General features: G+C 29.9%; 2 protein-coding genes. Both read left to right on the top strand.

Features of this window, described 5'->3' with window-relative positions; all coding sequences use genetic code 11:
- The first annotated feature begins 173 nt into the window (after positions 1-173).
- Entirely contained in the window at positions 174-791 is a 618-nt protein-coding gene (locus tag BLT80_RS19775; RefSeq protein WP_092471271.1) for an immunity protein Imm33 domain-containing protein, read from the top strand.
- A gap of 150 nt (positions 792-941) precedes the next feature.
- Complete coding sequence (locus BLT80_RS19780; protein WP_092471273.1) at positions 942-1709, top strand: hypothetical protein; 768 nt, start codon at positions 942-944, stop codon at positions 1707-1709.
- Positions 1710-1801: the final 92 nt, after the last annotated feature.

Below are 1801 nucleotides of genomic sequence, written 5' to 3' on the forward strand. Positions count from 1 at the left end.
CTTAAATTTAATTAATTGTAAACTTAAGACGTGTATAATTAATTGCTAGTTATAGCCTGCTTACGAATATTCCTGCGGAATATTCTATCTGTGTTTTATTTACTAAATTAGTTGCTAAATCACGCAACTAACCATACACAACACGTTGTACACCATTTGAGAAACGACCAAAATTGAAACAAGAAATTAAAATATTACGCTCTGATTTAGTTGCTAAATGCGACCAATATCTGAATGGAGAAATTGGAAAATCGGATTTAGAAAACTATGCTTCAAAATTAATGATTGGCGAATGTGATATTTATGAATGGGACGATGACATTATTTCTGACATAATTTTTCAATGGGAAAGTCAAGAAATAAATTTCCCAATAAACAAACGGAATATTGAGTTGTGGAAACATCAATTGGAAACAGAAGAAAACTTGTTATCAGATTTTAATTTGTGGAATGTACATATAGAGCCACAAAAAGCAATTTGCGAAAAACATAAATCGAAATGGAATCCGATAAATAAAAAACTGATGGTTGGAATTGGTTCTGACTTAAATGCTGACCCAATTCACGGATTGAGACATCCAAAAGAGAAAGGAACAACAGGTTGGTATATTTGGACAGGAGAATACTCGGAATCTGATGATTTTTTTAAACCAATTTGTGCTGAACATTTACTTCAAATTCGACCTGATTTAATTAAATATTTCGGACTTGATGTTGGATATCGATTTTTAATAGACAAAAAGGAATATGAAGATGTGTGGTTTGACGAAAAACTAATAACAACTGAATAAAAAACGGTGTACAACAACGTTTATAATTAATGGCTAGTTCCAGCTTGCTTACGAAAATCCTCGCGGATTTTCTATTTGGTTTTTATTTACTAAATTAAGTGCTTAAACACGCCACTAATCATACACGAGACCGTTAGCTAACATATGAAAATGAACAAATCCATAATAATTTTATTTCTGATTTCAACAATTTTCAGTTGTCAAAAAAACGTTGACCAAATTGATATCGGAAATGAATTAAGAGGGAATACTTTTGATATTATCTCAATTGAAGAAAAAGACACTATAACTATTGAATTTAAAGACTCAATTTATTCTGTTTTCTCGACCAATGCTTTTTTCGAAGATATGTATAGAAAATCACCTTGGAGAATCACGACTTTGAATAGCAATCAATTTTTAGTTATTGATTCTAAAACAATTGCTATTAAGCAAAGAGACGAGAACATCTTTGATGGCTTACTAATTGGAGATAAAGATTATGAAATTACTTTCAAGAAAAGAAAATCTAAATGGAATAAAGATTTTATTGTTGGACAATGGGTTGAGAAAGAAATATACGATTACCGAAAAAATGACAGCATTTTAAAACCACCAACTGTACCTCTTCCACCACCACCGAAAAATTTGACAAAGAACGATTTATATGATCAACCTGTTTATGAAATTAAATCAGACTCAATTAATGTAAAATATGGCTATTCTAAATCAAAATCAGCAATTGACATAAATAGTAGTGCTGAATATATAAAGATGGAAGTTAAAAGTGATTGGGGAATAGTTGAACATCTGTGGAAAATAAAGAAACTGAATGACAGTATTATGATTGTCGACAAGATTATAACTGATAAGAATAACGAATATTACAGTTATGACATCAAAACTTTGGAAAATATCGTATTAATTAAAAAACGTTAGCTAACAAAGTACTGTGCTAAAAAACAAGTAAAATCCCATTAATTTTTCACTAGCGTACTTTTATATGTTGCATCAAATATTAACCCAGATTT

This window comes from Winogradskyella thalassocola (genome assembly GCF_900099995.1).
In the GTDB taxonomy this organism is placed as follows: domain Bacteria; phylum Bacteroidota; class Bacteroidia; order Flavobacteriales; family Flavobacteriaceae; genus Winogradskyella; species Winogradskyella thalassocola.